Genomic DNA, 21,966 nt, shown 5'->3' with positions numbered 1-21,966 from the left:
ACGCGGCGTCCGATCGCTCAGGCGCCGACGAGCAGGTGCGGGTGCTGGGCCTCGACGACGTTCGGGTGGGCCCGCAGCCGGCTCTTCAGCCAGTTCTCGCCGAAGACCGCGTGCAGCGGGTTGGCCGGGTCGTCGGTGATGCCGGCCGCCTCCGCGGCGAGCGCCGGCGGGAGGTCGATCGTCGGGATCGTCGCGTCGAGCGACGGCCCGTGGAAGTAGGGGATCGAGATGCGCTCGGTGCCGGGCTCGGGGGAGACGACGCGGTGCAGCGTGGCCTTGAGGTAGCCGCCGGTGGCGATCTCGAGCAGCTCGCCGATGTTGACGACGAACGACGCAGGGGGAGGCGTGACGTCGATCCACTCGCCGTCCTTCTCGACCTGCAGGCCCGCCTTGCCCTCCTCGACCGAGAGCAGCGTCAGCACCCCGAGGTCCTTGTGGGCGCCGACGCCCTGCGCGGGCTGCTCGGCGGCGACGCCGGGGTAGCGGGCGATCTTCATGTGCGGCGACGGCATCGCGAACGCGGCGTCGAAGGTGTCGGACGGTGCGCCGAGCGCCTCGGCCCACGCGCGGAGCAGGCGCGTGGCGACCTCGTCGAGGCGGGCGATCCACTCCTCGGCGACCTCGCGGAGCTCCGGCAGCGCGTCGGGCCAGAGGTTCGGCCCCTCGAGCATCCAGTAGTCGGGGGTGTCGGCGGTCATCGCGACGGCGGGGCGTTCGGCGCCGATGTCGATCTGCTCGCGGATGTCGACGCGGCCCAGCGTGCGCTCGCCGCCCATGCGCGTGTACCCGCGGAAGTGCGGGCTCGTCACGTTCTCGATGGCGAGCTTGTGCGACTCGGGCAGTGCGAAGAACGCGCGGGCCGCCTCGTAGGCGCGGTCGATGAGCTCGGCCGGCACGCCGTGCCCGACGAGCGAGAAGAAGCCGACCTCGTGGGTGGCCCGTCGGAGGTCGTCGCGGAACGCGGCCTGCTGCGCGGGGGTGCCGTTGAGGAGGGAGAGGTCGAGGACGGGGATGCCGGACATGTGCTGGTCCTTTCGAGGGTGCCGGAGGGTGGTGCGCCGACGATGCGGCCCCGGCATCCCTGGACGTCGGCTCCGGTCATCCGGTTCGAGGGGAGTGCCTCGGGGACGGATGCCGTGGAGCTGACGCGGACGCGTCGGATGCGGCGTGAGCACTGGGCTGCGGTCGGCGGCGCGTGGAGATTCGCGCCCTGGGGTCGTCGGGGAGACGACCGCCTAGCGGCGACAGCAGCGACAGGTGCGGGTGCTCACGATGACGGACACGGTAGCACGGCGGCGACCGAGTGGTGCAACCCGGTTCAGGCGCCGAGCACGAGGGAGGCCGCGATGGCGAGCATGACGACGGCGATGACGCCGTCGAGGATCCGCCAGGCGCGGGGACTCGCGAGCACCCGGCCGAGGAGGCGCGCGCCGTAGGCGAGGCCGAAGAACCACGCGGCGCTCGCGATCGTCGCGCCGAGTGCGAACACCCAGCGCGCGTTGCCGTGGGTCGCGCCGATCGAGCCGAGCAGGAAGACGGTGTCGAGGTAGACGTGCGGGTTGAGCCAGGTTAGCGCGAGGCAGGTGAGCACCACGCCGAGGAGTCCGCGACCGCGGGTCGGGCCGGATGCGGCCTCGGCGACGGTGCGCTCGCGCACGCTCGTCGCACCCGTCCGCCCGTCCGCCCCTCGACCTGCGGGTGCCGCGGGCGGTGCACCGGACGCCGTGGCGTGCGTCGAGCTCCCGGACCCGACGGGTCGCCCGTCGCCCCCGACGCCCTCGTCGACGACCAGCCCGTCCTCGCCTCCCCGCAGCGCGCGTCGCGCGGCCAGCAGCGCGTACCCGACCAGGAATGCGGCTCCCGCCCATCGGGCGACGCCGGTGAGCCACGGCACGGCCTGCACCGCCGCGCCCATGCCCCCGACGCCCGCGGCGATGAGCGCCGCGTCGGATGCGGTGCAGATCGCCGCGACCGCGAGGACGTGCTCGCGTCGGATGCCCTGGCGGAGCACGAACACGTTCTGCGCGCCGATGGCGACGATGAGCGAGAAGCCGAGTCCGAGGCCGGCCGCGAGCGCGGTGAGGTCCATGGCGCCGACGCTAGGCGCGGGCCGACATGAAATCCAGCTCAGGGTTCTTCACGAGCATTAGCATTCCTTCATGCAGATCCCGCTCGACCTGGCGCGCACGCTGGCCGCGGTCGTCGACGGCGGCACCTTCGAGGCGGCCGCCGCCGAACTCCGGGTCACGCCGTCGGCCGTGTCGCAGCGCGTCAAGCAGCTCGAGCAGCGCCTGGGCCGTGTGCTCGTCGTCCGCTCGAAGCCGGTGCGCCCGACCGAGGCCGGCGCGGCCGTGGTGCGACTCGCGCGCCAGCTCGCGCTGCTCGAGCACGACGCGCTCGCCGCCTTCGGAGGGCGCTCCGACGACGAGTCCGCCCGGCCCGTGACGGTGCCGCTCGCGGTCAACGCGGACTCGCTCGCCACGTGGTTCCTCCCCGCGCTCGCCCGCGTCGCCGAGGGTCGCGCCGTCGTCTTCGACCTGCACCGCGACGACCAGGACTTCACTGCGGGGCTGCTGGAATCGGGCGTCGTCATGGGCGCGGTCACCTCGCAGGCGACCCCGGTCGCCGGCTGCCTCGTGCGGCCGCTCGGCGTGATGCGCTACACGGCGGTGGCGACGCCGGGATGGCTCGAGCGCTGGTGTCCGGACGGGCCGGATGCCGCCGCGCTCGCGCCGGCGCCCCGCGTGGACTTCGACCGGCGCGACGACCTCCAGGGCGTGTACCTGCGCCGGATCGGCGTGACCGGCGCGGAGCCGCCCCGGCACTTCGTCCCCGCCTCGAACGACTTCGCGACCGCGGTCAAGCTCGGGCTCGGGTGGGGGCTGCTGCCCGGGTTCCAGTGCGACGACGAGCTGGCGGACGGCCGGCTCGTCGCGCTCGGCGGTCCGCCGATCGACGTGCCGCTGCACTGGCAGCAGTGGAACCTGGGCTCTCCGCTGCTCGACGCGATCGCGGACGGGCTCATCGACGAGGCGCGGCGCGCCCTGCGCCCGCCCGCCGACGCGTGACCGGATGAGGCGGTGCCGGGTGACCGCGTCGTCCGGTGTCGGCCGGGCGGGGCCCGGCCGCCCGCGCGGGCGGCCTCCTCAGAGGTTCTGGCCGATGTCCCAGAGCCGGTCGGGTCGGCCGTCGATCGCCTCCGACACGGCGAACGCCTGGCCGTCCGACAGCGACGCGACGTAGTCCACGACGCCGCGCGCGATCCCGAGCCGGTGCACGTCCGCGGCCTCGGGGATCGGCACGTCGGCGGGCCGCGTCGCGCGCAGCGCCGCGTACCCGTCGGTCGCGATCGCGATCAGCTCCTTCAGTCGCTGCGGCACCCGGTCGCGGTCGTCCTCGTCGTGGATCCACGCCATGAGTCCCTTGACCGCACGGGTCAGGACGCGGCTGAGCCCGCGCTGGTACATGACGATGTCGGACCGGTCGAGGATGAAGTGCCGGTGCACGAACTTCAGGATCTCGACCTCGTGCCAGGCGCGGCGGTCCAGGGTGACCGGCCCCGCCCGCACCACGCCCTCCGGCGAGGGCACGACGGAGGACTGCAGGTGGTCGATCCAGCGGTTCGTGAACGACGACAGCGCGCGCTCGGCCGCGATAGATCCGTCGAAGGGCGTGGCCAGCAGCCCGTCGACGAGGTCGTCGGCCACCACGCCGACCGCATCGTGGAAGACGTCGTCGTCGGCGATCCACGGGTCGCTCGCGTTGAGCTTGCGCCGAAGTCCCTCGAGGGCCGCCCCGGCGGGTGCCGACCGGCTCCGCAGTTCGTCGTCGTCGAGGCGCCGGAGCTCGGTGCTCGTGTCGATCCAGCCGCGGAACTCGCGGGCGACGGCGCCCTGGCCGAGCAGACCCGCTCGGTGGAAGTCGTCGACGTCGTGGATCGAGTACGCGATGTCGTCGGCGATGTCCATGATCGAGCACTCGAGCGACTGCCGCAGCGGCGGAAGGCCGTCGCGCGCCTCCTCGAGGTCGACGGCGTCGATGCCGTAGGCCGAGAACTTCAGGACGTCGACCCCGTGCGGCGTTCGGCGCAGCCCGCGCGGGAGCGGCCCGTCGCCGAGCGCGTCGACGTCGAGGTGCCGAGTCCACGGGTACTTCGCGACGGCGGTGCGGACCGCGGCCGTGAGGTTCAGGCCGCGCGGGGCCACCTGGCTGACGTCGAGCGAGCTGAGGATCCGGTAGGTCTGCGCGTTGCCCTCGAAGCCGTCGGGGAGGCCCAGCGAGTCTCGCGCGATCCGGTCCAGCACGCGCTCGCCGAGGTGCCCGAACGGCGGGTGCCCGAGGTCGTGGGCGCTCGCCGCCGCCTGCACGACCACCGCGTCGCACCCGAGCCCGACGGCGAACCCGTGCGTGGGTGCCGTGGCATCCGTCAGCTTGACCGCGATCGCGCGCGCGACCGCCGTCACCTTGATCGAATGCGTGAGGCGGTTGTGGATGAGCGGCCCGGCGCCGGGCTGCCCGATCACCTGCGTCACCGCCGACAGCCGCGAGAAGTACGGGGAGAACCGCACGCGCTCGAGGTCGAGCCGGAACTGCGAGTGCTCGCCGACGACGTCCGCGCTGCTGCGCGGCTCGTCCGCCTGGCGCGACGCGCGACCCATGCGCCGGTCCGTCAGCCGAACAGCCGCTGGAGCCGCTGCACGCCCTCGAGCAGCGGGGCGTCGCCGAGCGCGTAGCTGAAGCGCAGGAAGCCGCTCGGGCCGAACGCCTCGCCCGGCACCGCCGCGACCTCGGCGTGCTCGAGCATGAGGTCGGCCAGCTCGAGCGACGTGGCGGGCGTCGAGCCCTCCCACTCGCGGCCGAGCAGGCCCGAGACGTCCGGGTAGACGTAGAAGGCGCCCTGCGGCACCGGCACCGACATCCCCTCGATCTTCGACAGCTCCGCGACGATCGTCCGCCGCCGGCGGTCGAAGGCGCGCCGCATCTGCTCCACCGGCTCCTGGGGGCCGGTGAGCGCCGCGATCGCGGCGCGCTGCGAGATGTTCGAGACGTTGGAGGTGAGGTGGGACTGCAGGTTCGCCGCGCCCTTCATGACGTCGGCGGGCCCGACCATCCAGCCGAGTCGCCATCCGGTCATCGCGTAGGTCTTCGCCACGCCGTTGACGAGGATGGTGCGCTCGGCGAGCTCGGGCACGGCCTCGACGATCGACAGCGCGCGCGGCGGCGCGGCCTCGGGGTCGTCGGCGTAGGTGAGGTTCTGGTAGATCTCGTCGGTGATCACCCAGATGCCGTGCTCGAGGGCCCATTCGCCGATCGCCCTCACCTGGTCGGGCGGGTAGACGGCGCCGGTCGGGTTGGACGGCGAGACGAACAGCAGGGCGCGCGTGCGCTCGGTGCGCGCGGCCTCGAGCTGGTCGACCGTGACGAGGTAGCCCTGCTCGGATCCCGCGAAGACATCGACCTGGCGGCCGCCCGCGAGCTTGATCGCCTCGGGGTAGGTGGTCCAATACGGCGTGGGCACGAGCACCTCGTCGCCGTCGTCGAGGAGCACCTGGAACGCCTGGTAGACGCCCTGCTTGCCGCCGTTGGTCACGACGACCTGCTTCGCGTCGACCTCGAGCCCCGAGTCGCGCCGCGTCTTCGCCGCGATCGCCTCGCGAAGGTCGGGCAGGCCGGCCGCCGGGGTGTACCGGTGGTTGCGGGGGTCGCGGACGGCCTCGAGCGCAGCCTCGACGATGTGCTCGGGCGTCGGGAAGTCGGGTTCGCCGGCGGCGTACGAGATGACCGGCCTGCCCTCGGCCTGGAGCGACTTGGCCTTCGCATCGACCTTGAGGGTCGCGGACTCGGCGATGGCGGAGATGCGGGCGGAGAGACGGCGCTGATCGGTCACGAGCCCAGCCTACGGCGCGGGCCTCGCCGCCGTCAGGGTGGGAGTGCACGGCGGTGGACGCGGGTCCGGACGCGTCGTCCGGTGATGGTCGGGGGCGGAAGGGACGCCGCGGCATTCGTTCCCCCGAGCCGCGGCGTCCGGCGCCTGCCCCCACAGGCGCGTTCCTCCGAAGTCGTCGATGCGACTCCGAATCCTTGCTCGTCCCTCACGATACGGGGGCGCGAGCGCCGCCGGGCGGGCCGTTCGTCCCACGACGACGGGCCAGTCGGTGCGGTGCGGAACGGTCGCCGTCGGCCGGCGGTTTGGAGCACCCTTCCGAGTCGCATACACTTGGTGAGGTTGTTGAAGCCGTCGAAGATCGAACGCGCCCTCGACGCGGGTCACCTGCCCGTCGCAGAGGGGGATCGAGACGGTTTCGACCCCGAGTGATCCGAAACCGGATCGCTTAGGGCGGTGGCTCAATTGGTAGAGCAGCGGTCTCCAAAACCGCAGGTTGCAGGTTCGAGTCCTGTCCGCCCTGCGAGCCGGCCGGCGAGGGCCGGCCCATGAAAGGTGTACGAGGTGGCCCGGAAAGTACTCGACGAACCCAGCGAGGATGTCGTCGCCAATGCCAAGCGCGAGAGCGCGGCGCGGCGCAACCCCTTCGCCCGGATCGCCCTGTTCATCCGACAGGTCATCGGCGAGCTGAAGAAGGTCGTCACCCCCACCCGTCGCGAGCTGTTCAACTTCACGGGCGTGGTGCTGGTCTTCGTCGCGATCATGATGGCCATCGTCTGGGGCCTCGACCAGCTCTTCGGATGGCTGGTCCTGTACGTCTTCGGACAGCCGGGGGTCTGATCGGGCCGTCGGCCCGACACCTGTCGCCGGATTCCGCGCGGCACGGCAGAAAGAAGGATTGAGGAAGTGTCGAAGAACGAGCGCCAGGACGTGGACTGGGCGACCGCCGCCGAGCAGTCCTCCGAGGACGACGAGGCGCAGGAGGGCAACTCGCTCGAGCGCGACGAGCACTCCGTCGAGCCCGCCGAGCACCGCGCGGTGCACGTCGTCGACGATGAGGGCAACGACGTCGACCTCGACGCCGTCCTCGACGCGATCGCCGATGCGGCCGACCCCGAGGCCGACGCCGTCGTGGACGACGCCCTCGAGGTCGACTCCAAGGACGAGGCGGACGCCGCCTGGGACGCGGTGACCGACGAGGAGGCCGAGGAGGAGGCCGACCCGTACGAGTCGTTCCGCAACGAGCTCCGGTTCCTCCCGGGCAAGTGGTACGTCGTCCACTCCTACGCGGGCTTCGAGCGCCGCGTGAAGGCGAACGTCGAGCAGCGCCGCGAGACCATGGCCATGGCGGAGTTCATCCACCAGGTGGAGGTCCCGATGGAGGACGTCGTCGAGATCAAGAACGGCCAGCGCAAGATGGTCACGCGAGTGCGCGTGCCCGGCTACGTGCTCGTCCGCATGGACCTCAACGAGGAGAGCTGGTCGGTCATCCGCCACACCCCGGGCGTCACCGGCTTCGTGGGCAACGCCCACAACCCGACCCCGCTGCGGTTCGAGGAGGCCTTCAACATGCTGAAGCCCCTCGTCGAGCTGAAGGACGTCGCCCCGGCCAAGGGCTCGAAGGGCGCCGCCGGCGGCGGAGCCGCACGCCAGGTCCCCGCCGAGGTCGACTTCGAGATCGGCGAGACCATCACGATCAAGGACGGCTCGTTCGCGGGCCTGCCCGGCACGATCAACGAGATCAAGCCCGAGAGCGGCAAGCTCACGGTGCTCGTCTCGCTCTTCGAGCGCGAGACCCCGGTCGAGCTCAGCTTCGACCAGGTCACCAAGCTCTAAGGGGCTCACAGCCCCGGCGCAGCAACCCTCCGGTATCATCGGAGGGTTGTGCTGCGTCACCACCAGTACACAGACCACCGCTCCCCGGGCCGTCCGGGTTGCGGGAGAGTGCCCCGGTCCAGGCCGGGCGTTCGAACAGGAAGAGAGAAATCATGGCACCGAAGAAGAAGGTCACTGGTCTGATCAAGCTTCAGATCAAGGCCGGCGCCGCCAACCCGGCCCCGCCGATCGGCCCGGCCCTGGGTCAGCACGGCGTGAACATCATGGAGTTCTGCAAGGCGTACAACGCGGCGACCGAGGCCCAGCGCGGCAACGTGATCCCCGTCGAGATCACCGTCTACGAGGACCGCAGCTTCACCTTCATCCTCAAGACCCCGCCCGCCGCCGAGCTGATCAAGAAGGCCGCCGGCGTCGCCAAGGGCTCGGGCGTCCCGCACACCACCAAGGTCGGCAAGATCACGCCGGACCAGGTCCGCGAGATCGCCGAGACGAAGATGGCCGACCTCAACGCCAACGACCTCGACGCCGCCTCGAAGATCATCGCGGGCACCGCTCGCTCGATGGGCATCACGGTCGAATAAGGCCTTCCCGCGGACCACGGCGCACGCTCGACGGTCCGCGTCGGATGCCGCGCGGCATCCGTTCACCAGAACTCTCATCCGTGGCAGCGCCCGCCAGGCGCGATGACCACACTCTCGCGAGGAGAACCAACATGGCACAGAAGTCCAAGGCCTACCGGGCCGCGGCCGAGAAGATCGAGGCCGGCAAGTACTACACCCCGAGCGACGCGGTCGCGATCGCCCGCGAGACCGGCTCGGCGAAGTTCGACTCGACCGTCGAGGTCGCCCTCAAGCTCGGCGTCGACCCCCGCAAGGCCGACCAGATGGTGCGCGGCACCGTCATCCTCCCGCACGGCACCGGCAAGACCGCGCGCGTCATCGTCTTCGCGACCGGCGCGGCCGCCGAGGCCGCGACCGCCGCGGGTGCGGACGAGGTCGGCGGCGCCGAGCTCATCCAGAAGGTCGCCGACGGCTACACCGCCTTCGACGCCGCCGTCGCCACGCCCGAGCTCATGGGCCAGGTCGGCCGTCTCGGCAAGGTCCTCGGACCGCGCGGCCTCATGCCGAACCCGAAGACCGGCACCGTGACCCCGAACCCGGCCAAGGCCGTCGAGGAGATCAAGGGCGGAAAGATCGAGTTCCGCGTCGACAAGCACGCCAACGTGCACTTCGTCGTCGGCAAGTCCTCGTTCACGCAGGAGCAGCTCGACGAGAACATCTCGACCGCGCTCGAGGAGATCGTGCGCCTCAAGCCGTCGAGCGCCAAGGGCCGCTACATCCAGAAGGGCGCCGTGTCGACCACGTTCGGCCCCGGCATCCCGCTGGACGTCAACGCCATCTGAGTCGCCTGACTCGTCGCGAGGGGCCCGCCGGTTCGCCGGCGGGCCCCTCGTCGTCGTGCGGGAGCTGCTTGCGGCCGTCGCGAGCGCGACGCTAGCTTGTGCCTCGACGGGAGCGCCGGACCCGACGACGTCCGTCGCCGGACGCGGAGGAGGACGATGACCTCGCCGAGCGCCCTCGAGGCCGGGCGGACCGCCGCCCGCGACCTGCGCTGGGCCGACGCGGTGGAGCACCTCGCCCGAGCCGACGCCGACGGCGCGCTCGGGGCATCCGACCTGGAGCTCCTCGCGACCGCGTCGATCCTCCGCGGCCGCTCGACCTCCGGCTTCGAGGTCGGCGCGCGCGCGTACGCCGCGCATCTCTCCGAGTCGGATCCGGCGGCCGCGGCGAGGTGGGCGTGCTGGCTGGCCACGGCGCACGGGGAGTTCGGCGACGCGACCTCCGCGCTCGTGTGGTCCTCCCGTGCGATGCGGGTCGCCGACCCGCTGGACGACCCGCTCGTGACCGCGACGGTTCGACTGGTCCCCGCCGCTGTGCAGCTGAGCAGCGGGGAATCGGGGGAGGCCCGGCGCAACGCGGAGGAGATCCGCGGGGTCGCCGAGCGCCACGGCGACGGTGATCTCTTCGTGATCGCCTCGCTCGTGCTCGCGAAGGCGCTCATCTCGCTCGGCGAGGTCGCCGAGGCGTTCGAGGTCCACGACCGCGCGATCCTGGTGATCGAGGCCGGCGGACTCGATCCCTTCCAGACGGGGGACGTCCTGTGCGGGATCATCACGGATGCGATCGTCGCGGGAGACCTCGATCGGGCCACCGCGTGGACCGACCTCCTGGACCGGTGGTGCCGGGCCCAGCCCTCGCTGGTCGCGTTCAGCGGGCAGCGACACGCCCTGCAGGCGCGGGTGAAGCTGACCCGCGGAGACTGGGACGCCGCCGCGGGGTCGGCCGAGGCGGCCATGGCGAGGTTCCGCGCGGGAGACTTCCGGGCGGTCCACGGCGCGCCGTACGCCACGGGCGAGCTGCTGCGCCTCCGAGGGTCGTTGCACGCGGCCGCCGACGCCTACCGCCTCGCCGGGGAGTCCGGCTGGGAGCCCGAGCCGGGCATGGCGCTGGTCGAGCTGGCCATGGGCCGGACGGCGCAGGCGCAGGCCTCGATGCGTCGCATCCTCGCGGGACTCGACCCGTTCACCCGACGGCAGATGCTGCCCGCGGCGGTCGAGATCGAGGTCGCCGCACACGACCTCGATGCCGCCGGACGGGCGCTCGAGGAGCTCCGGGAATCGCAGGAGGCGCTGCCGACGCCGCTCTTCGGCGGGATCGTCGCCCTGGCCGCGGCCCGGGTCCGCTTCGCCGCCGGGGACGCGCGAGGGGCGCTCGAGGAGGCCGGGCGCGCCGCGGAGGTCCTCCTCGCCGTCGGAGCGCCGTACGAGCGGGCGCAGGCGCGGCTGCTCGAGGCGCGCGCGCACGGTGTCCTCGGTGACCGCGAGGCGGCCGACGCCGGGTACCGGGACGCTCGCGAGACGTTCCTCGCCCTGGGCGCCGAGCCGGCGGTCGCCGAGGTCGAGGACCGGATGGGCGAACGCCAGGTCCGCGACCTCAGCCCGCGGGAGGTCGAGGTGCTCCGCCTCGTCTCCACCGGGCTGACCAACCGGGGGATCGCGGAACGGCTCACGCTCAGCGAGCGGACCGTCGACCGGCACGTGAGCAACATCTTCGCGAAGCTCGGCCTCTCGTCCCGGTCCGCTGCGACCGCGTACGCGTACGAGCACGGGCTCGTCTGAGGGCTTCGGGTCCGGGACCGCCCGCGATCCCGCGCCCGCGCGGGCGCTGGTCGATGCGCAGTTCGACCCATGCGGACTCCGCGGGGATTGGGTGAACCGGCCGACGCGGGCGCGGGGACGGATGCCTAGCGTGATGCCCGAGGGTCCGGCCTCGTGGCGGATCCCGGAATCGGGGGAGGGACATCATGGACGACGCACGCACCCCGCGCGGCATCGCGGAGACGAGGACGGTCGAGTTCGCCGATCGCGGGATCGAGCCGCACGACACGATCGTCGTGGGCGGCGGCCAGGCCGGCTTGACCATCGGACGCGAGCTCGTCCGGCGCGATCGGGACGTCCTCGTGCTGGACGCACACGCGCGCGTCGGCGACGCCTGGCGGCGACGCTGGGACTCGCTCCGGCTGAACACGCCGGCGAAGTACGCGCTGCCGGGCCGCCGGCTCGGCTCCGACCCGTTCGCGTTCGTGACGAAGGACGAGTTCGCCGACTACCTGGAGGAGTACGCCGAGGCGGAGGGCATCCCCGTCCGGCCGCGGACCCGGGTGGCGCGACTCGAGGCGGGAGGACGGCGGTACGTCGTCTCCGCCGAGGACGGCCGTCGCTTCACCGCCGACCACGTCGTCATCGCGACCGGACCGTTCCAGGTCGCGCGGCGACCCGGGTTCGCCGCCGACCTCGCCGACGGGATCGTGAGCGTGCACTCGGACGACTACCGCGGGCCGTCGCAGCTCCCGCCCGGTCGGGTGCTCGTGGTCGGATTCGGCAACTCCGCGAGCGAGATCGCGCTCGAGCTGTCGCGGACGCATGAGACGTGGATCTCCGGCGCCCCGAGCGGCGAACTGCCGTTCCGGCACGGTCGGACGGGCGCGCGCTTCGCCTTCCCGGTGGTGCGCCTGATCATGACCCACGTGATCACCCGCGGCTGGCCCGTCGGGCGGCGGATCATCTCGAAGATGGAGGGACGGGCGGAACTGCTCATCCGGGTGCGGCGGCGCGACCTCGCGGCCGCCGGCGTGCGGATGGTGCCCCGGACCACGGGCGTCCGCGACGGACTCCCGGTGGTCGGCGACTCGGTCGCCGAGGTGGCGAGCGTGGTGTGGTGCACGGGCTACCGCGAGGACTACTCGTGGGTCGGCCTGCCCGGGTTCGAGGGCGGGGTGCGCCCGCCCAACGTGCGCGGCGTGGTCGAGACGGCACCGGGCGTGTACCTCATCGGGCAGCACCTGCTGCACGCGGAGTCCTCGGGCACCCTTCCGGGGATCGCGAGGGACGCGCGCTGGATCGCACGGCACCTGGTCGCGGAGCGGGTGGACGGCGCACGACGGTCCGCGTCCGATCGCGCGACCGGCGCCGCTCCCGCCGCCGTCGCCGGGTGAGGCCTTGCCGGGCTCCTGGCGCCGCGGTACCGTTCGCGCAGGGGGACGGGGAGCGTCGGCGGAGGCCGTCGCTCCGGGTCCGACAGCCATGGTCGTCACCACGAGTCTCGAGCGGGCGCGCGCCGCGTATGCGGCACGCCGATGGGGCGATGCCGTCTCCGCGTACGACTCGGCGGGCGACGCCGATGCATCGCTCCCCGGCGAGGACCTCGATCGGTTCTCCACGGCCGCCGACCTCGTCGGGCACACCGACCGGTCGCTCGCGCTCCGCGTCCGTGCGCACGAGGCGCACCTGGCCGCGGGCCGGCCCGACCTGGCCGCCCGGAGCGCGGTCTGGGCGAGCCTCCAGGCCATCACCTCGGGCAATCCGGCCCAGGGGATGGGATGGCTGGCGCGCGCGCAGCGGCTCATCGAGGGGCTCGAGGAGCCGGGATCCGTCGCCGCGTTCGCGATGATCCCCGAGGGGCTCGGAGCGCTGTACGCCGGCCGCGGCGCGCACGCGGCCGAGCTCTTCGCGTCCGCGACGGAGATCGCCGAGCGCGAGCGCGACGCCGACGCGGCGGCGTTCGGACTGCTCGGGAGTGGACAGGCGGCGATCATGCAGGGCGACTCGTCGCGGGGCATCCGGCTCTTCGACGAGGTCCTCGTCACGGTCACGGCGGGCGAGGTCGGTCCGATCCCGTCGGGGATCGTCTACTGCGCGGTCATCGGCTACTGCCACCTGACCTTCGAGCTCGCGCGTGCCGTCGAATGGACGCGGGCGCTCGACCGGTGGTGCCGCGCGCAGGGATCGCTCATCGCGTTCAGCGGGCAGTGCCAGGCGCATCGTGCCGAGCTGTTCCGCCTGCACGGAGCGTGGCACGACGCCATGGCGGCCGCCCGGCTGGCCGAGCAGCGGCTCGACGCCGGCGACTACGGGGCCGCATTCGGGGCGCACTACCAGCAGGCCGAGGTGCTGCGGCTGCAGGGGGCGTTCGAGGACGCCGAGGCGCGGTACGTGCGCGCCGCCGAATCCGGATGGGACCCGCAGCCCGGGCTGGCGCTCCTGCGACTCGCGCAGGGCCGGGTCGAGCTGGCGGGCACCCTCCTCCGCCGCAGCGCCGAGACCGCCGACGCCGCCACGCGGTGCCACCTCCTGCCCGCCCTCGTCACGATCGAGGTCGCCGGCGGGAACCTCGAGGCCGCGCGCGCTGCGGCGTCGGACCTCGACGCGATGCGGCGGATCAACGACTCCGTCATGCTCCACGCCATCGTCGCGTACGCCGACGGGGAGATCCTGCTGGCGGAGGACCGGCCGGCCGACGCGTTCGGCCGGCTGCGCGAGGCCCGCGAGGCGTGGAGCGAGGTCGGCGCCCCGTACGAGGTCGCGCGCTGCCGCGTGCTGATGGCGCGCGCCCGGCGCGCGCTCGACGAGGACGAGGCCGCGGAACTCGAGCTCGACCTCGCCGCGGCGGCGTTCTCCGAGCTCGGGGCCACGCCCGCGCTCGCGGACCTCGCGCGGGAGCGCGGCGGGACGCGTAGCGACCTGCCGCTGACGGAGCGCGAGGTCGAGGTGCTCCGGCTCGTCACCCGGGGCATCACGAACCGCGAGATCGCCGCCGAGCTCCACCTCAGCGAGAAGACCGTCGCCCGCCACCTCAGCAACATCTTCACCAAGCTCGACCTCGGCAGCCGCGCCGCCGCGACCGCCTACGCGTTCGAGCACGGACTGGTCTGAGCGCCGGCCCGGTCGACTGGGTAGAACCACCCATCCGCCGGCCCGATGAAGTTGCGTGCTTCTCCCGACGCGGCCCGCGGACCCCCGCGCGTAGCGTCGCGAACATGGACGTACCGATGATGGCAGGCATGATCGCGGCAGTGGTGTTCGCGATCAGCAACCTGCCGATGGTGGGCAAGGCGCTGCGCACCCATGACGTCGGGTCCTACAGCCTCGGCAGCATCGGCATGATCAACGCGGCGAACGTCGTCTACTCGCTCTACGTCTTCAGCCTTCCGTTCGGGCCGATCTGGATGCTGCACAGCTTCTACCTGATCGCCTCCGCGATCATGCTCGTGCTCTGCGTGCGGGCGCGGCGGCGTCCCGCTCCGGCGCGGATCGCGGCATCGGTGGTGCGCAGGAGCGGCGACGGGAGGGCGTCGGAGGCTCAGGCCACGACTCGGAAGCCGCGCTCGCCGGTGGGCTCGAGGTCGGCGGTGCTGAGCGAGGTCACGTCGGCCCCCGGCGGCCCCTCGTCGAGCCATCCGAGCATCGCGTCGACCGCGGCCGGCTCGCCCTCGATCTCCGCCTCGACGGCCCCGTCGTTGCGGTTGCGCACCCAGCCCGACACCCCCAGGCGCTGGGCCTCGACGCGCGCGCTGAACCGGAAGCCGACCGCCTGGACGCGGCCGTGGACGACAACGCGCTGCCGGATCATCCTGACCCCCTTCGGACCGAGGGTAGCCCCGGTCATGCCGCTCCGCACGGATGCCTGAGGCGCGCCCCGCGCGTCCGGGCGCCGCTCGCCGTAGCATGTGCCCATGGGGGAGGTAGCCGACTACGTCGAAGGCCTGGACGAGCCGACGAGGTCCGTCATCGCCGGGATCGTCCGCACGGCGCGCGATGCCGTGCCGGAGGCGGAGGAGGGCGTCTCGTACGGCATGCCCGCCCTGCGCTACCGGGACCGGCCGCTGCTGGCCGTCGTGCAGGCGAGGACCCACGTCGGCCTCTACCCCTTCAGTCCGGCGGTCATCGACGCCGTGGCCGACGCCCTCGACGGGTTCGAGCGGTCGAAGGGCGCCATCCGCCTCTCCGCGGAGCGACCGCTGCCCGGCGAGACCGTCCGGCGCATCGTGGTGCTCCGGCGCGACGAGATCGACGCGGCCTCGGGCCGCCGCCGCGGATGAGCCCCGAGGACCGGCCACGGCTGCTCGGCGCGGCGGTGGACCGCGCGCTGCGCGAGACGCTCGACCGCGTCGCCGGGCGCGAGTCGGGCGGGCGCGTCGCCGACTACATCCCGGAGCTCGCCGACGCCGACCCCGAGGCCTTCGGCGTCTCCCTCGCGAGCGTCCTCGGGCGCACGTACGGCGCCGGTGCGACCGAGGTCGAGTTCACCATCCAGTCGGTGTCCAAGCCGTTCGTGTACGCGTTCGTCAACGACGAGCTCGGGGCCGATGCCGTGCACCGGCACGTGGGGGTCGAGCCGAGCGGCGAACCGTTCAACGCGATCAGCCTCGACGAGCGAGGGCGTCCGGAGAACCCGTTCATCAACGCGGGCGCGATCGTGACGACCTCGCTCGTCGAGGCGCCGGACGCGGTCGCGCGGTTCGCCCGCGTGCAGGAGGCGCTGTCGCGCTTCGCGGGCCGCGAACTCGACCTCGACGAGGAGGTCTACCGCTCGGAGGCCGCGACCGGCCATCGCAATCGCGCACTCGCGGGCCTCGCGCTCGCCGCGGGCACGCTGGCGACCGAGGACGTGGACGCCGCGACCGACGCGTACTTCAGGCAGTGCGCGCTCCGGGTGACCACGCGCGACCTCGCACTCATGGCGGCGACCCTGGCGAACCATGGCGTGCATCCGCTGACCCGCGAGCGGGTGGTCGGCGAGCGCGCGGCCCGGGACGCGCTCTCGGTCATGGCCACGTGCGGCATGTACGACCGGTCGGGGGCCTGGGCGTTCCGGGTGGGGATGCCGGCGAAGTCCGGGGTCGGCGGCGGGATCGTCGCCGTCCGGCCCGGCGACTTCGGGGTGGGAGTCTTCGCACCGCCGCTCGACGAGGCGGGCAACAGCGTCCGCGGGGTCGCGATGCTCGAGGAGCTGTCCGAGCGCTTCGGGTTGCACCTGTTCGATCACGCCGTCGAGCCGGTGTCGCCCGTGGCCGAGATCGCGGTGGACGCGGCCTCGGCGACCGTGACGCTGCACCTGCGGGGGGAACTGGACTTCGACGCCGCGGAGCAGCTCGTGCACGATGCCGGCCGGGCGATCGAGCACACCGGGGCGACGACCGTCCGCTTCGACTTCGAGGACGTCACGGCGGTCTCGGGCATCACGAGGCAGGTGCTGCGCGAGACGACCGCGGCGGCGCGTGAGGCCGGGCTCGCGATCGACTACGTCCGGGCCTCGCCGGGGCTCCTCGACTGACGCGCAACGGGGGCGGGCCGTGTTCGGCCCGCCCCCGCGCTGCGCCCGGTGTCAGCGCTTGGTGATCCTCCAGGTGCCGTCGGCGAGCGCCTTCTCGGCGTGCTGCACGTTCAGGAAGAGCGACTTCGAGTCCTTGCCGAAGTAGATGCCGGAGATCTCGGCACCCGTGTCGACGAGCGAGGCGAACTGCTCGACCGAGTCGGCCGCGCCGTCGCCGTCGCGGTCGAGGCCGGCCACCCAGACGTCGGAGAGGTAGTTGTCCTCGACGACCCACAGGCGGCCGTCGGGGCCCTGGGCGAGGTTGTCGGGGTTGTTGAACCCGGTCACGCCGGCGCCCGAATCCTCGACCGGCACGTTGAGGCCCTTCTCGACGAACGAGGTGAGCTCCCGGTGGACGAGGTCGATCGCCACGACGCGGTCCTCCGAGGTGTTCGCGACGTAGAGCGTCGATCCGATGACCTCGACGTCCTCGGGGCGGCCGAACTCGGTGGCCGCGACGGCGTTCGCGGCGGCGTCGCCGTCGACGACGACCTGATCCATGTCGAGTGCGACCCACTCGAACGCGCCGACCTTCTCGTCGTACGCCGAGGAGTCCCAGGCCTGCTGCTCGTCGGTGAGCCCGGTGAGCTTCAGCGCGTAGAGCTGGCCGTCGGAGAGGTCGCCGCGCGTGGTCGGCACGAACCGGTAGATGGAGCCGCCGTTGAGCTCGTCGATCACGTAGACGTCGCCGTCGGCGGTCGCCTCGATGCCCTCGTGACGCAGGATGCCGACCTCGCTGCGCTGCTCGATGCGCGTGATGCTGGTCGGGTCCTTCGGGTCGAGGAACGCCTCGAAGAGGCGGCCGCCGGCGGTCTCCTCGGCGAAGAGGAGCGTGCCCCACGGCGTCCAGCGGATGCCGTCGAGGCGGCTCCAGTCGGCGCGCTGGGCGATGACCTTCGTCTCGCCGGTCTCGAGGTCGACGACCGAGAGCGAGCCGTTCGAGCCGACCTCGTGCGTGCGGTACAGGTAGCGGCCGGCCTGCGGGCCGGTCTCGTTGACCGTGTTCATGTCGGTGAGGTCGTCGACGCCGCCGTCGTAGATGTCGAGGACGGTCTCGTCGGAGACCATCGACTGGGTGAAGCCGTCGGGAATGACGAAGGGCTCGGTCCAGTCGGACGAGGCGGTCGCGTACGGGGTGCCCGCGATCGGGTCGAAGCCCATGGGGCCGTTCGCCGCCTGGGCGGCGGCGGGGACCATGGCGAGGGCCGTCGCGCAGACGGCGGTACCGGCGATGGTGCGGAAGCGCATGTCGATCCTGTTCCTGTCGGTGGTGACTGACGCGTCCTGTCGTTGGTGACGGACGCGCCACACGCTAGGAGGGGCCGGTGGCGGCGACATGGCACGTCGGGTTCGGCTGACCCCGTCCTGGGTGAACGGAACGTGTCCGGCATCGGGATCGCCCTCCGCCCGGACGGCACGACGGGTACGTCCGGTCCGCGCATGGACGACGACGCGCCCCGCGGCAGGTGCCGCGGGGCGCGTCGTGACCGGGTCCGGCCGGGCTCAGCCGATGCGGATGAGCTTCTTGTTCACGAACTCGTCGGCGCCGAAGCGGCCGAGCTCGCGGCCCGAACCGGATCGCTTGATGCCGCCGAAGGGCAGCTCGGCGCCATCCGCCAGCACGACGTTGACGAAGACCATGCCGGCCTCGATCTGGTCGGCGACGCGCAGCGCCTGCTCGCGGTCGGTCGAGTAGACGTACGAGCCCAGGCCGAACGGGGTGTCGTTCGCGATGCGCACCGCGTCCGCCTCGTCCGAGGCGCGGAAGACCTGCGCGACCGGGCCGAAGAACTCCTCCTTCGAGGCCGGGTTCTCCGGGGTGACGTCGGTGAGCACCGTCGTCTGGAAGAACGCGCCGTCGCGCGAGCCGCCGTGCACGAGCTTCGCCCCGTGCTCGACCGCGCGCTTGACCTGGCCGTCGAGGCCCTCGGCCGCGCGCAGCGACGACAGCGGGCCGAGTGCCGAGTCGGCCGACGTCGGGTCGGTGGCCTCGACCTCGGCGATCTTCGCGGTGAACTTCTCGAGGAACGGCTCGTAGAGCTCGTCGATGACCACGAACCGCTTCGCGGCGTTGCACGACTGGCCGTTGTTGTCGAGGCGCGCGTCGACCGCGTTCTGGACCGTGGCGTCGAGGTCGTCGGTCGAGAGGAGGATGAACGGGTCGGAGCCGCCGAGCTCGAGCACGACCTTCTTCAGGTGCTTGCCCGCGACCTCGGCGACGGCGGCACCGGCACGCTCCGAGCCGGTGAGCGAGACGCCCTGCACGCGCGGGTCGGCGATCACGGTCTCGATCTGGTCGTGCGACGCGTACATGTTGACGTACACGCCCTCGGGAGCGCCCGCGTCGCGGAAGATCTGCTCGATCGCCGCGGCCGACTCGGGGCACTGCTCGGCGTGCTTGAGCAGGATCGTGTTGCCGATGATCACGTTCGGGCCGGCGAAGCGCGCGACCTGGTAGTACGGGAAGTTCCACGGCATGATGCCGAGCAGCACGCCGAGCGACGAGCGGCGCACGACCGCCGAGCCCTCGCCGTCGAGCAGCGTGATCGGCTCGTCCTTGGTGAACTCGGCCGCGTTGTCGGCGTAGTACTCGTAGATGGCGCCGGCGAAGTCGACCTCGCCGAGGGCCTGCTCGATGGGCTTGCCCATCTCGCGCACGATGATCTCGGCGAGCTCCTGGCGGCGCTCGACGTGCAGCTCGGCGACGCGGCGGACGAGGGCGGCGCGCTCCTCGACGGTGGTCGACTTGGCCCACGTGCGGTGCGCTCCGTCGGCACTCGCGATCGCGGCCTCGAGCTCGGCGTCGGTGATGGTCGGGAACGTCTTGACCGTCTCTCCGGTGGCCGGGTTGACGACGGCGTAGTTCGTCATGGGACTCCTCTGGGTATCGGTGCACTCGTCAACCCGTTCGGCGACGACGATGCACGCCGTCCTCAAGCCTAGGCCGACTCGGCACGAGCGCGATCGACGCGGTGGCGGATCCCCGTGAGTCGTTCGACGCACTGTACAAACTCGCGCGTCGCGCGTCGTGGGTATCGTGGCGCGAGGGCCCGGTCGCCGGGCCCCGAGGGCCGAGGAGGGCGGATGGCGCAGCCGGAGGGGACCGCGGACGGCGTGCTCGCCGACATCCGCGTGGCCGACTTCTCGCGCGTGCTCGCCGGGCCCTACGCCACGATGCTCCTGGCCGACTTCGGCGCCGACGTCGTGAAGGTCGAGCCGCCCTCGGGCGACGACACGCGGCACTGGCATCCGCCGGTCGGACCGGACGGGCAGGCCACCTACTTCGGCAGCGTCAACCGCAACAAGCGGTCGGTCGCGCTCGACCTGAACGATCCCGCCGACCTCGCCGAGGCGCACCGCCTCGCCGCGACGGCCGACGTGCTGGTCGAGAACTTCCGGCCCGGCGTCATGGAGCGCTTCGGCCTCGGGTACGCGCAGGTGCGCGCCGGCAATCCCGGCGTCGTGTACTGCTCGATCACGGGATTCGGGGCGGGACGCGGCGCCGGCCTCGCCGGGTACGACCTGCTCGTACAGGCGGTGGGCGGGCTCATGAGCATCACCGGCGAGCCCGACGGCGGGCCGACGAAGGCGGGCGTCGCACTCGTCGACGTGCTCACCGGCCAGAACGCGGTCGCCGGGATCCTGCTCGGCCTGCGGCGGCGGGATGCCACGGGCGAGGGCTCGCTCGTCGAACTGAACCTGCTGCACGGGCTGCTGTCGGCCCTCACGAACCAGGCCGGCGCGACGCTCGGCACCGGGCGGGCCCCCGGCCGGATGGGCAACGCGCATCCGAGCATCGCGCCGTACGCGGTGTTCCGCGCCGCCGACCGCCAGCTCGTGGTCGCCGTGGGCAACGACCGGCAGTTCCGCACGCTCGCGCGACTGCTCGGGGCGCCCGGGCTGGCCGACGACGCGCGGTTCGCCACGAACGCCGACCGCGTCGCGCACCGCGAGCTCCTGCACGCCGAGCTCGAGCGCGCACTCGGCAGGGCGACGGCCGCCGAGTGGGTGGGCACGCTGACCGACGCTGGCGTGCCCGCCGGACTCGTGAACGACGTCGCCGAGGCGATCGCCTTCGCCCGCGAGCTCGGGCTCGACCCCGTCGTCGAGCTGGGCGGGGTCTGCTCGATCGCGAACCCGATCCGCCTCGCGGCCGCGCCGCCCGGGTACCGCACGCCGCCGCCCCGCCTCGACGCGGACCGGGGCGCGGACTGGCGGGACGCCGCCGCTCCCGATTCCCGCGCCGATCCCGTCGACGACGGCCACGCGGCGCGCGCCGACCGCACCGACCACGCTCCGGAAGGAACCGACCGATGACCGACCACGCCGCCCCGACCGCGCCGCGCATCGACGCCGTCTTCGACCTCGACGCCCTGCTCACCGCCGACGAGCTCGAGTGGCGGGACCGCGCCCGCAGGTTCGCGCAGGAGCGCATCGCGCCGGTCATCGAGCAGGACTTCGAGGCGCAGCACTTCCGCCGGGAGCTCGTGCGCGAGGCGGGCGAACTCGGCTTCCTCGGCATGCACCTGACCGGGTACGGCTGCGCGGGCGCCGGAGCGGTCGCGTACGGGCTCGTCTGCCTCGAGCTCGAGGCGGCCGACTCCGGCTGGCGGACGTTCGTGTCGGTCCAGGGCTCGCTCGCCATGAGCGCCATCCACAAGTACGGCTCCGAGGAGCAGAAGCAGCGGTGGCTGCCCGGCATGGCGGCCGGCGAGCTCGTCGGGTGCTTCGCGCTCACCGAGCCGCAGGGCGGCAGCGACCCCGCCGCGATGACGACCGTCGCCCGCCGCGACGGCGACGAGTGGGTGCTCGACGGCGCGAAGCGGTGGATCGGGCTCGCGTCGCTGGCCGACGTCGCCGTGGTCTGGGCCAGGGTCGACGACCCGTCGGGGGAGTTCGGCGAGGGCGGGTCCGCGGTGCGCGGCTTCCTCGTGCCGACCGGGACCGACGGGTTCACCGCCACCCCCATCGAGGGCAAGCTCTCCATGCGCGCCTCGGTGCAGTGCGACGTGACCTTCGACGGCGTGCGGCTCCCGGCCGACGCCATCCTGCCCGGTGCGCGCGGCCTCTCGGGTCCGTTCGGATGCCTCAACGAGGCGCGGTACGGCATCGTCTGGGGCGCGATGGGCGCCGCCCGGTCGTGCCTCGAGGCGGCGCTCGGCCGGGCCACGACGCGCGAGGTCTTCGGGCGGCCGATCGGCGCGAACCAGCTCATCCAGGCGCGGCTCGCCGACATGCTCGTCGAGGTGGAGAAGGGCGTCCTCCTGGCGCTGCACCTCGGCCGGCTGAAGGAGCGCGGCGCGCTCACGCCGGCGCAGATCTCGGTGGGCAAGCTGAACTCGGTTCGCGAGGCGCTCCGGATCGCGCACGAGGCGCGCACGATCCTCGGCGGCGACGGCGTCACGAGCGAGTTCCCGGTGATGCGGCACGCCGCCAACCTGGAGTCGGTGCGCACCTACGAGGGCACCGACGAGGTGCACCAGCTCGTGATCGGCCGGGCCCTCACCGGCCTGAACGCCTTCTAGCGCCCGCCCC

At 72.9% G+C, this 21,966-nt stretch carries 19 protein-coding genes and 1 tRNA gene; 13 read left to right on the top strand and 7 right to left on the bottom strand.

The genetic code is table 11. The annotated features are described in order from the left end of the window. Window positions 1-17 precede the first annotated feature (17 nt). The gene (locus ABME01_RS07890) at window positions 18-1,022 is read right to left on the bottom strand and encodes an isopenicillin N synthase family dioxygenase (protein WP_353827835.1); all 1,005 of its coding nucleotides are present in this window, start codon (window positions 1,020-1,022) and stop codon (window positions 18-20) included. A 296-nt stretch (window positions 1,023-1,318) separates the two neighbouring features. After that, a complete protein-coding gene (locus tag ABME01_RS07885) occupies window positions 1,319-2,089 on the bottom strand; it encodes a LysE/ArgO family amino acid transporter (RefSeq protein ID WP_353827834.1) in 771 nt (256 codons plus the stop codon). A gap of 70 nt (window positions 2,090-2,159) precedes the next feature. Between ABME01_RS07885 and ABME01_RS07880 the strand changes: the two genes are divergently transcribed. Further along, window positions 2,160-3,068, top strand: a complete 909-nt coding sequence (locus tag ABME01_RS07880) for a LysR family transcriptional regulator ArgP (RefSeq protein WP_353827833.1) — start codon at window positions 2,160-2,162, stop codon at window positions 3,066-3,068. 78 nt (window positions 3,069-3,146) lie between these two features. Here the strand turns inward: ABME01_RS07880 and ABME01_RS07875 are convergent, their stop codons facing one another. Continuing rightward, window positions 3,147-4,658, bottom strand: coding sequence for a deoxyguanosinetriphosphate triphosphohydrolase family protein (locus ABME01_RS07875; RefSeq protein ID WP_353827832.1), 1,512 nt, complete (start codon window positions 4,656-4,658; stop codon window positions 3,147-3,149). Between the two features lie 11 nt (window positions 4,659-4,669). Next, entirely contained in the window at window positions 4,670-5,887 is a 1,218-nt protein-coding gene (locus ABME01_RS07870) for a pyridoxal phosphate-dependent aminotransferase (RefSeq protein WP_353827831.1), read from the bottom strand. Between the two features lie 447 nt (window positions 5,888-6,334). Between ABME01_RS07870 and ABME01_RS07865 the strand changes: the two genes are divergently transcribed. The 8 genes from ABME01_RS07865 to ABME01_RS07830 all read left to right on the top strand — a co-directional run bounded on the left by ABME01_RS07865 (window position 6,335) and on the right by ABME01_RS07830 (window position 13,991). Beyond that, window positions 6,335-6,407 (top strand) — tRNA-Trp (locus tag ABME01_RS07865). 41 nt (window positions 6,408-6,448) lie between these two features. Beyond that, window positions 6,449-6,724: a preprotein translocase subunit SecE gene (secE, locus tag ABME01_RS07860; RefSeq protein WP_353827830.1), complete on the top strand. Its 276-nt coding sequence runs from the start codon at window positions 6,449-6,451 to the stop codon at window positions 6,722-6,724. 66 nt (window positions 6,725-6,790) lie between these two features. Further along, window positions 6,791-7,720 (top strand): transcription termination/antitermination protein NusG, encoded by a 930-nt coding sequence (nusG, locus tag ABME01_RS07855; RefSeq protein WP_353827829.1) that lies wholly within the window; start codon window positions 6,791-6,793, stop codon window positions 7,718-7,720. A gap of 152 nt (window positions 7,721-7,872) precedes the next feature. After that, window positions 7,873-8,301 (top strand): 50S ribosomal protein L11, encoded by a 429-nt coding sequence (gene rplK, locus ABME01_RS07850; protein ID WP_353827828.1) that lies wholly within the window; start codon window positions 7,873-7,875, stop codon window positions 8,299-8,301. Window positions 8,302-8,432: 131 nt separating this feature from the next. After that, a complete protein-coding gene (gene rplA / locus ABME01_RS07845; protein WP_353827827.1) occupies window positions 8,433-9,122 on the top strand; it encodes a 50S ribosomal protein L1 in 690 nt (229 codons plus the stop codon). Between the two features lie 156 nt (window positions 9,123-9,278). Then, the gene (locus ABME01_RS07840; protein ID WP_353827826.1) at window positions 9,279-10,898 is read left to right on the top strand and encodes a LuxR C-terminal-related transcriptional regulator; all 1,620 of its coding nucleotides are present in this window, start codon (window positions 9,279-9,281) and stop codon (window positions 10,896-10,898) included. A gap of 185 nt (window positions 10,899-11,083) precedes the next feature. Further along, window positions 11,084-12,274 (top strand): flavin-containing monooxygenase, encoded by a 1,191-nt coding sequence (locus tag ABME01_RS07835; RefSeq protein ID WP_353827825.1) that lies wholly within the window; start codon window positions 11,084-11,086, stop codon window positions 12,272-12,274. Window positions 12,275-12,362: 88 nt separating this feature from the next. Then, window positions 12,363-13,991 carry a LuxR C-terminal-related transcriptional regulator gene (locus tag ABME01_RS07830; protein ID WP_353827824.1) on the top strand — a complete coding sequence of 543 codons (1,629 nt, stop codon included), beginning with the start codon at window positions 12,363-12,365 and terminating at the stop codon, window positions 13,989-13,991. Between the two features lie 427 nt (window positions 13,992-14,418). Here the strand turns inward: ABME01_RS07830 and ABME01_RS07825 are convergent, their stop codons facing one another. Beyond that, the gene (locus ABME01_RS07825) at window positions 14,419-14,688 is read right to left on the bottom strand and encodes an acylphosphatase (RefSeq protein WP_353827823.1); all 270 of its coding nucleotides are present in this window, start codon (window positions 14,686-14,688) and stop codon (window positions 14,419-14,421) included. A gap of 103 nt (window positions 14,689-14,791) precedes the next feature. Between ABME01_RS07825 and ABME01_RS07820 the strand changes: the two genes are divergently transcribed. Next, the gene (locus tag ABME01_RS07820; RefSeq protein ID WP_353827822.1) at window positions 14,792-15,157 is read left to right on the top strand and encodes an iron chaperone; all 366 of its coding nucleotides are present in this window, start codon (window positions 14,792-14,794) and stop codon (window positions 15,155-15,157) included. Next, window positions 15,154-16,392 (top strand): glutaminase A, encoded by a 1,239-nt coding sequence (gene glsA, locus ABME01_RS07815; protein ID WP_353827821.1) that lies wholly within the window; start codon window positions 15,154-15,156, stop codon window positions 16,390-16,392. Before ABME01_RS07820 ends, glsA begins: the two co-directional genes overlap by 4 nt. Before the next feature lie 51 nt (window positions 16,393-16,443). Here the strand turns inward: glsA and ABME01_RS07810 are convergent, their stop codons facing one another. Together ABME01_RS07810 and ABME01_RS07805 are read right to left on the bottom strand one after the other, a co-directional pair. Further along, a complete protein-coding gene (locus ABME01_RS07810) occupies window positions 16,444-17,679 on the bottom strand; it encodes an alkaline phosphatase PhoX (protein ID WP_353827820.1) in 1,236 nt (411 codons plus the stop codon). A 255-nt stretch (window positions 17,680-17,934) separates the two neighbouring features. Continuing rightward, on the bottom strand, window positions 17,935-19,302 hold the full coding sequence (locus ABME01_RS07805; protein WP_353827819.1) for an NAD-dependent succinate-semialdehyde dehydrogenase: 1,368 nt from the start codon (window positions 19,300-19,302) through the stop codon (window positions 17,935-17,937). A 213-nt stretch (window positions 19,303-19,515) separates the two neighbouring features. Here ABME01_RS07805 and ABME01_RS07800 point away from each other — a divergent pair, with 213 nt between their 5' ends. Beyond that, complete coding sequence (locus ABME01_RS07800; protein WP_353827818.1) at window positions 19,516-20,748, top strand: CaiB/BaiF CoA transferase family protein; 1,233 nt, start codon at window positions 19,516-19,518, stop codon at window positions 20,746-20,748. Continuing rightward, window positions 20,745-21,956 carry an acyl-CoA dehydrogenase family protein gene (locus ABME01_RS07795; RefSeq protein WP_353827817.1) on the top strand — a complete coding sequence of 404 codons (1,212 nt, stop codon included), beginning with the start codon at window positions 20,745-20,747 and terminating at the stop codon, window positions 21,954-21,956. Before ABME01_RS07800 ends, ABME01_RS07795 begins: the two co-directional genes overlap by 4 nt. Window positions 21,957-21,966 lie beyond the last annotated feature (10 nt).

Source organism: Agromyces litoreus (assembly GCF_040496015.1).
In the GTDB taxonomy this organism is placed as follows: Bacteria; Actinomycetota; Actinomycetes; order Actinomycetales; family Microbacteriaceae; genus Agromyces; species Agromyces litoreus.
This window is presented reverse-complemented; position numbering and strand designations above follow the sequence as displayed.

Coding starts and splice junctions, on each gene's coding strand:
- ABME01_RS07890 (WP_353827835.1), bottom strand. CDS start 1,022: ATGTCCGGCATCCCCGTCCTCGACCTCTCCCTCCTCAACGGCACCCCC.
- ABME01_RS07885 (WP_353827834.1), bottom strand. CDS start 2,089: ATGGACCTCACCGCGCTCGCGGCCGGCCTCGGACTCGGCTTCTCGCTC.
- ABME01_RS07880 (WP_353827833.1), top strand. CDS start 2,160: ATGCAGATCCCGCTCGACCTGGCGCGCACGCTGGCCGCGGTCGTCGAC.
- ABME01_RS07875 (WP_353827832.1), bottom strand. CDS start 4,658: ATGGGTCGCGCGTCGCGCCAGGCGGACGAGCCGCGCAGCAGCGCGGAC.
- rplK (WP_353827828.1), top strand. CDS start 7,873: ATGGCACCGAAGAAGAAGGTCACTGGTCTGATCAAGCTTCAGATCAAG.
- rplA (WP_353827827.1), top strand. CDS start 8,433: ATGGCACAGAAGTCCAAGGCCTACCGGGCCGCGGCCGAGAAGATCGAG.
- ABME01_RS07840 (WP_353827826.1), top strand. CDS start 9,279: ATGACCTCGCCGAGCGCCCTCGAGGCCGGGCGGACCGCCGCCCGCGAC.
- ABME01_RS07835 (WP_353827825.1), top strand. CDS start 11,084: ATGGACGACGCACGCACCCCGCGCGGCATCGCGGAGACGAGGACGGTC.
- ABME01_RS07830 (WP_353827824.1), top strand. CDS start 12,363: ATGGTCGTCACCACGAGTCTCGAGCGGGCGCGCGCCGCGTATGCGGCA.
- ABME01_RS07825 (WP_353827823.1), bottom strand. CDS start 14,688: ATGATCCGGCAGCGCGTTGTCGTCCACGGCCGCGTCCAGGCGGTCGGC.
- ABME01_RS07820 (WP_353827822.1), top strand. CDS start 14,792: ATGGGGGAGGTAGCCGACTACGTCGAAGGCCTGGACGAGCCGACGAGG.
- glsA (WP_353827821.1), top strand. CDS start 15,154: ATGAGCCCCGAGGACCGGCCACGGCTGCTCGGCGCGGCGGTGGACCGC.
- ABME01_RS07810 (WP_353827820.1), bottom strand. CDS start 17,679: ATGCGCTTCCGCACCATCGCCGGTACCGCCGTCTGCGCGACGGCCCTC.
- ABME01_RS07805 (WP_353827819.1), bottom strand. CDS start 19,302: ATGACGAACTACGCCGTCGTCAACCCGGCCACCGGAGAGACGGTCAAG.
- ABME01_RS07800 (WP_353827818.1), top strand. CDS start 19,516: ATGGCGCAGCCGGAGGGGACCGCGGACGGCGTGCTCGCCGACATCCGC.
- ABME01_RS07795 (WP_353827817.1), top strand. CDS start 20,745: ATGACCGACCACGCCGCCCCGACCGCGCCGCGCATCGACGCCGTCTTC.